The sequence below is a fragment of the Oceanicola sp. S124 genome, assembly GCF_000220565.1.
Classification (GTDB): domain Bacteria; phylum Pseudomonadota; class Alphaproteobacteria; order Rhodobacterales; family Rhodobacteraceae; genus Pseudooceanicola.
Genome location: NZ_AFPM01000137.1, coordinates 19,526 through 27,212 on the forward strand (window position 1 = coordinate 19,526; position 7,687 = coordinate 27,212).

The 7,687-nt window shown below is 65.5% G+C and carries 5 protein-coding genes; 4 read left to right on the top strand and 1 reads right to left on the bottom strand.

Annotated elements, in window-relative coordinates; translation table 11 throughout:
- Nucleotides 1-64 precede the first annotated feature (64 nt).
- Nucleotides 65-2,662 carry an ATP-binding protein gene (locus tag OS124_RS26040; RefSeq protein ID WP_010139332.1) on the bottom strand — a complete coding sequence of 866 codons (2,598 nt, stop codon included), beginning with the start codon at nucleotides 2,660-2,662 and terminating at the stop codon, nucleotides 65-67.
- Between the two features lie 619 nt (nucleotides 2,663-3,281).
- Here OS124_RS26040 and OS124_RS0109570 point away from each other — a divergent pair.
- The 4 genes from OS124_RS0109570 to OS124_RS0109585 all read left to right on the top strand — a co-directional run.
- A complete protein-coding gene (locus OS124_RS0109570) occupies nucleotides 3,282-4,904 on the top strand; it encodes a peptide ABC transporter substrate-binding protein (protein ID WP_010139334.1) in 1,623 nt (540 codons plus the stop codon).
- A gap of 82 nt (nucleotides 4,905-4,986) precedes the next feature.
- Nucleotides 4,987-5,910: an oligopeptide ABC transporter permease OppB gene (oppB, locus tag OS124_RS0109575; protein ID WP_010139335.1), complete on the top strand. Its 924-nt coding sequence runs from the start codon at nucleotides 4,987-4,989 to the stop codon at nucleotides 5,908-5,910.
- A gap of 7 nt (nucleotides 5,911-5,917) precedes the next feature.
- Nucleotides 5,918-6,847 (top strand): ABC transporter permease subunit, encoded by a 930-nt coding sequence (locus OS124_RS0109580; protein ID WP_010139336.1) that lies wholly within the window; start codon nucleotides 5,918-5,920, stop codon nucleotides 6,845-6,847.
- Nucleotide 6,848: 1 nt separating this feature from the next.
- A partial coding sequence (locus tag OS124_RS0109585; RefSeq protein WP_010139337.1) for an ATP-binding cassette domain-containing protein occupies nucleotides 6,849-7,687 on the top strand: 839 nt, incomplete at its 3' end.

Genomic DNA, 7,687 nt, shown 5'->3' on the forward strand with positions numbered 1-7,687 from the left:
GGCTATTCAGGGGGCATTCACGGGGGGGACCGGGCAGGGGGCCGAGCCCCTGTTCCGGGCTGGCTCAGGCGGGCTGGCTCTCGTTTTCTTCGGCCATCAGCCGGTCGATTTCGTCGCGCAGCGCATGGAGCTGTTCCACAAGATCTTCGACCAGCCGGGTCGCTTCGCTGCGCGCATCCGGCAGCGTCTCGAGCAGGCGGCACTGGGTCGTCATGGTCTCGCACTCCAGCGTCGAGAAGATGCCCACGAGGGCGTGGAACGCACGGCGCAGGGCCTCGGAATTGGCGGCCTCGGGGGACAGAGTCATCTGCTCGGTCAAGGTCGAGAGATGACGCTCGATGTCGCGCCGCGTGGCGGCCAGCATCTTGGCGGTCAGCCCGCCGCTGAACTCACGGTTCAGCTTGTCCAGACGTGCCGCGAAGGCGGCGGCGTCGACGAAGGTGGTCCGCTCGTCCGGCGGGGCGGCAGGGGCCGCTGCCGGCGTGGGCGCCTTGGCGGCTTTCGTGCGGGTCTTCGCCGGTTCAGAGGCCGAAGCGGAGGCGGTCGCGCTTTCGGAGATCGGTTCCGCAACATCCGGGGCAGCCTGTGCCGCGGCGCCCTTGCCCGTCGCGGGCTTCCAGCGGTCCAGGGCGGCGGCCAGCTGCCGGATCAGCACTGGTTTGGTCAGCACCTCGTCGAAGCCCGACTCGAGGTAGAAGCTGTGCTGATCGGCACCGGCATGGGCGGTCAGGCCGATGATCGGCAGCCGGCCTTCCGCACCGGGCAGCGCGCGGATCTCGCGCGTGGCGGCTGTGCCGTCCTTCACGGGCATCGAGACATCCATCAGCACGAGGTCGTACTTGAGGTTGCTCACCGCCTCGACGGCCTCGGCGCCGTTGACCACCATGTCGACGTTCTGGCCCATGCGCTCGAGCATTGAGCGGATCACCAGCTGGTTGGTGCTGTTGTCCTCGGCAACGAGGATGCGCATCTGCGGCAGGTCGGGCAGATCGTGATCCTGGTCGCTCTCCTGCTGCGCCTCGGAGGCGGTCACCGGCAGGTCCAGCCAGAAGTACGAGCCCTTTTCCTCCTCGCTTTCGAAGCCCATCTTGCCGCCCATCAGTTCGGCCAGGCTGAGGCTGATCGACAGGCCAAGCCCGGTGCCCGCCATGCGGTTGGAGTAAGAGGCGCCGAGCTGCTCGAACCGCCCGAACACGCGCGAGTGGTATTCCTCGGGGATGCCGGCGCCGGTATCCTTGACGCCGAGACGCAGGTGCAGCTTGTCGCCGGTCGCGACGTTGCAGCGGGTGACCGACAGGATCACGCTGCCTTCGGAGGTGAACTTGATCGCATTGCTGACCAGGTTCGACAGGATCTGTCGGATGCGGCCCGCATCGGCGCGGATCCAGGGCGGAATGTCCGCATCGATCTGGCTGTCCAGGTGCAGGCCCTTCTCCTGGGCCTTCTGGGCATAGAGGTGGATGACCGAGCGGACCAGGCCGTTCAGCTCGAAGGTCTCTTCCTCGATCTGCAGGCGTCCGGCCTCGATCTTGGAGGCATCGAGGATGTCGTTCAGGATCACCAGCAGGGCGTTGGCGCTGCTGCGGGCCACCTTCACCTGGCCGCGCTGGTCGGCGTCCAGCTGGCTGTCCTCGAGCGCGCTGAGCATGCCCAGCACACCATTCAGCGGCGTGCGCAGCTCGTGGCTGATCACGGCGAGGAATTCGCTCTTGGTCTGGTTGGCGCGTTCGGCGGTGGTGACCGCTTCCTGCAGCTTGGCCTCCTGGGCCAGTTCTTCGGTGATGTCACGCAGCACGCCGCGAACGTTGGTCAGCTCGCGGTTGTGATCCAGTTCGGCTTCCAGGTAGGCGCGCACATGCAGGGGGGCGCCGTCGGGGCGCATCAGCCTGAGATTGGCGACGTGGTTCACTGTGCCCCGGCCCGTCGCCAGATCGCGCTTGGCTTCGAGCATCTTTTCGAGCTTGGCGAAATCCTCGGGGTGGACGAAGTGGCGCAGCAGCACGGGCTCGGCGTCATCGGGACGGCCCAGCAGGCGGTTCATGTTGGCCGACCAGGTGACCGTCAGCGCGGGATGCTCCTGCCGCAGCCAGTGCAGATCCGCGACCCGCATCGCCGCCGAGAGGTTCTGTTCGCTCTGGCTCAGCTTGAGCTGCTGGCGCCGCTCTTCCGACACGTCGCGGATGGTCGAGATCAGGTAGAGCGGGCGTCCCTCGCGGTCGGCCATCAGCTCGGAGACGGCGGCAACGTCGATGACCCGTCCGTCGCGGGCGCGGACCTTGTAGACGATCTCGCGCCGGGCCGGCTTGCCCGTCTCGGCCGAGGTGGCCAGGGCGACCCGTTCGCTTTCGACGACGAGATCCTCGTATTCGGGCATCAGCATGCTCTGGAACTCTCCGCCGGTCATGTGGCCGCCGTAGGGCAGGGCCAGCAGGCGGGCGTATTCATCCGTCCATTCGACGCGATCCCGCAGGAAGTCCCAGCGGACGGTGCCGATTCGCGCGATGCGCTGTGATTCCTGAAGATCCTGGGCCAGGTGGGTCAGGCGGCGTCCACGCGCCCGGTAGGCCCGTCCCTGGATCAGCAGGGCCAGCGCCGCCAGCAGCATGACGCCGATGGCGAGAAGGTAGCGGGTCTCAAGCTCGATGATCTGGGTCAGTGTCATGCACCACCCCGCGCATGCAGGGGCAGGGGGCGGGCAAGTGGCTGGACGGCAAGGGAAAGCGCCGAAAGGCAAGCAAGCCGCCGCAGCACGGACACGACGGCGGGACCGGCTCCTGTCGCGGATCCCGGGCCTCGGGCCTCGGCCGGTCGGCTCTGCCGTGTCGACAGCTCTTGCATGGGTTTCGTCCGTTCCTGTCGGTTGCCTGTGAGCGTCTGGGGCTCGCGCTTCTGCGTCGGGTTGTTTCGATAATGATAAATGATGGCGATTCTGGGACGCAAGCACAGCATTGATCGGTTGCGATTCTCGCATTTGCGGGTTTACGGCACCCCTGATCCGAGGGGGTGCCCAAGCAGAGATCACTCTGCATCCCCTGGCGGGAAGTTTGCTTGCCGGGGGCGGTTTTAGCTGCCAATCTGACGCTGAGGCGCATCAGATTGTTCGGCAGAAACCTGCCCATGCCCCCGCGGCATGCCGTCAGATCATGCCGGATATGCTTGAACCCCGGGGACGGCTCAATAGGCTGCTGCAATTCGCCCGGGGCCAGAGGGACGCGGAGACCTTCCGTGCGGCGCCGGGACAGACAAGGCGATGAGGCCTGATCAGAAATAGGAGAGGATTCATGAAACCCATTGCGAAGCTGGCCATTGCGGCCCTGCTGTCGGGGACCGCGCTGTCGGGGGTACAGGCGGCAACCCATCCGGTGACCGGGCAGGAACTGGCGGCAGACCAGACCTTCACCTACCGGCTGCTGGACGACGTCAGCTCCTTCGATCCGCAGATCGTCGAGGACGTGGACGGCGCCAACGTGGTGCGCGACCTCTTCGAGGGCCTGATGAACCAGGACGAGGAGGGCAACCTGGTGCCCGGCGTGGCCACCGGCTACGAGCTGTCCGATGACAAGATGACCTACACCTTCACCCTGCGCGACACCGCCGTCTGGTCCAATGGCGACCCGGTCGTCGCCGGTGACTTCGTCTATGCCTGGCGCCGCGCGGCCGACCCGGCGACCGCCTCTCCCTACCAGTGGTTCATCGACCTGATGTCGCTGGAGAACGCCTCGGCCGTGATCGCCGGTGACATGACCCCGGACCAGCTGGGCGTCTCGGCCCCGGATGATCACACCCTGGTCGTCAAGCTGACCACGCCGCTGCCCTACTTCCCGCAGATGACCACCCATTCGACCACCTTCCCGGCGCCGCAGAAGGTGATCGAGGAGTTCGGCTCGGAGTGGACCAAGCCCGAGAACCTGGTGTCCAACGGGGCCTATACGCTGACCGAGTACATGCCCGGCGAGCGTATCGTGCGCGAGCGCAACGCGACCTACTGGGACAACGAGAACACCATCCTCGACAAGACCGTCGGCCTGATCATCAACGACGAGAACATCGCGCTGACCCGCTATCTCGCGGGCGAACTGGACCTGACCGACGTGCCCGCCGGCCAGTATCCGCGCCTGAAGGAAGAACACCCCGACGAGGCGATCTCGTTCCCGCGCCTGTGCAACTACTACTACACCTTCAACCTGTCGGACTCGGGCCCCGAGGCCTTCAAGAACCCGATGGTACGTGAGGCCCTGTCGCTGGCCGTCGACCGCAAGGTCATCGTCGAGAACGTCATGGCCGGTGGCCAGCCCGAGGCCTACAGCTTCACCCCCGAAGCCGTCGCCGGCTTCACCCCGCCGTCCTCGGCCATGGTCGACATGACCCAGGCCGAACGCGACGCCAAGGCCAAGGAGCTGCTGGCCGAGGCCGGTTACGGCGCCGACAACCCGCTGTCCTTCGAGATGGTCTACAACACCTCGGAAGCCCACGAGAAGATCGCCGTGGTGCTCAGCCAGATGTGGAAGCAGAAGCTGGGCGTCCAGGCCACCCTCGCCAACATGGAGTGGAAGGTCTTCCTGGAAGAGCGCGGCAACCAGAACTTCGACATGGCGCGTGGCGCATGGTGCGGTGACTACAACGAGGCCTCGACCTTCCTCGACCTGATCACCACCCCCTCGGGCTACAACGACGGCAAGTTCTCGAATGCCGAGTACGATCAGCTGATCGCCGATGCCAAGACCGCCGAGGACACCACCCCGCTCTATACCCGCGCCGAAGAGATCATCGCCGCGGAGACCCCGGTGATCCCGATCTACCACTACGCCGGCGTCTACATGATGGACAGCGACGTGGGGAACTGGCCCGTCGATAACGTCGAGCAGAACTGGTACTCCAAGAACCTCTACAAGCTCGCCGAGTAACCTCGTTCGTTAACCCGTGTGGCCCCCGGATCCGTCGCGCAAGCGGCCGAGCCGGGGGCCATCCCTATTCCGGTACCCGCCAATGCTCGCATATGTCGCGCGCCGCCTGTTGGTCGCCATCCCCACAATCCTGTTGCTGGTGATCGCCTCCTTCTTCCTGATGCATACCGCACCGGGCGGCCCCTTCACCTCGGAACGACCGCTGCCACCGGCCGTCCTCGCCAATATCGAGGCCCAGTACGGGCTCGACCAGCCGCTGTGGAAGCAGCTCTGGGATTATCTCTACAACGTCGTGGTGCATCTCGATTTCGGTCCCTCCTTCGTGCAGAAGGATCGCAGCGTGAACGATATCATCGCCAATGGTTTCCCGATTTCGCTGACCTATGGCAGCCTGTCGTTCCTTGCCGCCTCCGTGGTCGGCATCGCGCTCGGCATTGCCGCCGCCATCCGTCACAACACCTGGCTCGACTACGTTGCCGTCTCGCTCGGCATCGCCGCACAGGCCCTGCCGAACTTCATCATGGGCCCGATCCTGATCCTGACCTTCACCCTCTGGCTGGGTATCCTGCCCGGCGGCGGCTGGAACGGCGGGCAGTGGGAATACCTGATCATGCCGGTGATCGCGCTCTCGACGTCCTACATGGGCAATATCGCCCGGATCACCCGATCCTCGATGCTCGAGATCCTGAATTCCAACTTCATCCGCACCGCGCGGGCCAAGGGCCTGCCGACCCGTGCCATCATCTGGCGCCACGCAATGAAGCCGACGCTGCTGCCGGTGGTGAGCTACCTCGGCCCGGTCTTCGTCTACGTGCTGACCGGCTCGGTCTTCGTCGACCTCTACTTCTCGACCGGCGGGCTGGGGCAAAGCTACGTCAGCTCGGCGCTGACGCGGGACTATGCGGTCCTGCTGGGGGTGACGATCCTCTACGGCGCGCTGACCGTCGTCGTGAACCTTCTGACCGACCTCGCCTATGCGTGGTTCGATCCCAAGATCCGCTACTGAGGTTGCCATGTTCGGAAAATCTGAAAAGGCGGCCGAGCTTGCCGCCGATGTCACCGATTTCAACGCCATCCGGGGCCGCTCGCTGTTCCGCGATGCGATGGATCGCTTCCTGAGAAACAAGGCCGCCATGGCCTCGGTCGTGGTGCTGGCGCTGATCGTGCTCTTCGTCGTCTTCGGCCCGCTGATCGCCCAGTATTCCAACGAGGAAATCGACTGGGCCCGGATGGGCGACATCAAGGGGATGGGCGCGCCCTCGCTTGAAACGGGCCATTACTTCGGCGTTGACGAGCTGGGCCGCGACCTGTTCGCGCGCACCATCCAGGCCACCCGCACCTCGCTGCTGGTCGGGCTGATCGGGGCCGGCATGGCGCTGATCGTCGGCACCGCCTGGGGCGTCATCGCCGGCTATTACGGCGGGCGGCTGGACAGCGTCATGATGCGCTTCGTCGACATCATGCTGGCGATCCCGCTGACGCTGATCCTGATCCTGATCCTGGTCATCGCGGGGCGCAATTTCGTGACGCTCTTCGTGGCGCTCGGCGCGGTCAGCTGGCTGACCATGAGCCGCATCGTCCGTGGCCAGACCCTGACCCTGAAGACCCGCGAGTTCATCGAGGCCGCCCGCGCCGGCGGCGTCAGCGAGACCGGCATCATCTTCCGCCACATCCTGCCGAACCTGATCGGCGTGGTGATCGTCTATGCCTCGCTGCTGGTGCCCGAGATGATCCTGGCCGAAAGCTTCATCTCGTTCCTCGGGCTCGGGATTTCCGAACCCATGACCTCGCTCGGGCGTCTGATCGCCGAAGGGGCAGGGACGATGAACTACGGGACCCTGTGGCAACTGCTGTTCCCGCTCTTCTTCTATGTCACCATCATCATCACGATGTTCTTCATCGGCGATGGCCTGCGTGACGCGCTTGATCCGAAGGACCGCTGACATGAGCATTCTTTCCGTGAAGGACCTGAAGGTCACCTTCGACACGCCCGATGGCGCGGTCGAGGCCGTCAAGGGCGTCTCTTTCGACATCGGCGCGGGCGAATGCCTGGGCATCGTCGGCGAAAGCGGCTCGGGCAAGAGCCAGAGCTTCATGGCCGCCATGGGCCTGCTGCCGCCGAACGGGCGGGCCTCGGGCTCGGTCCAGTTCCAGGGGCAGGAGATCCTGAACCTGCCGCCCGCCAGGCTGAACCGTGTCCGGGGCGCCGACCTGGGCATGATCTTTCAGGATCCGCTGACCGCGCTGACCCCGCACCTGCGGGTCGGCGAGCAGATGGCCGAGGTGCTCAAGATCCACAAGGGTCTGTCCGGTGCAAAGGTCCGCAAGCTCTGCCTCGACTGGCTGGACCGGGTGCGCATCCCCGAGGCCGCACGGCGGATGGAGCAGTATCCCCACGAGCTGTCGGGTGGCATGCGCCAGCGGGTGATGATCGCCCAGGCCATGCTGTGCGAGCCCAAGCTGCTGATCGCGGATGAGCCCACCACCGCGCTGGACGTCACCGTCCAGGCCGAGGTGCTGGACCTGATGTCGGCGCTGCAACAGGAGATGGGCACCGCCATCGCGCTGATCACGCACGACATGGGCGTCGTTGCCCGGATGTGCGACCGCATCAAGGTCATGCGCCTGGGTGAGTTCGTCGAAGAGGGCGAGGCGGTGGCGCTTTTCGCCAATCCGCAGCACGCCTACACCAAGCGCCTGCTCGACGCGATGCCGCGCATCGACAGCCAGCAGGAGAGCAGGGCCGAGATCACCGGCCAGACGATCCTCAGCGTCGAGGGCAT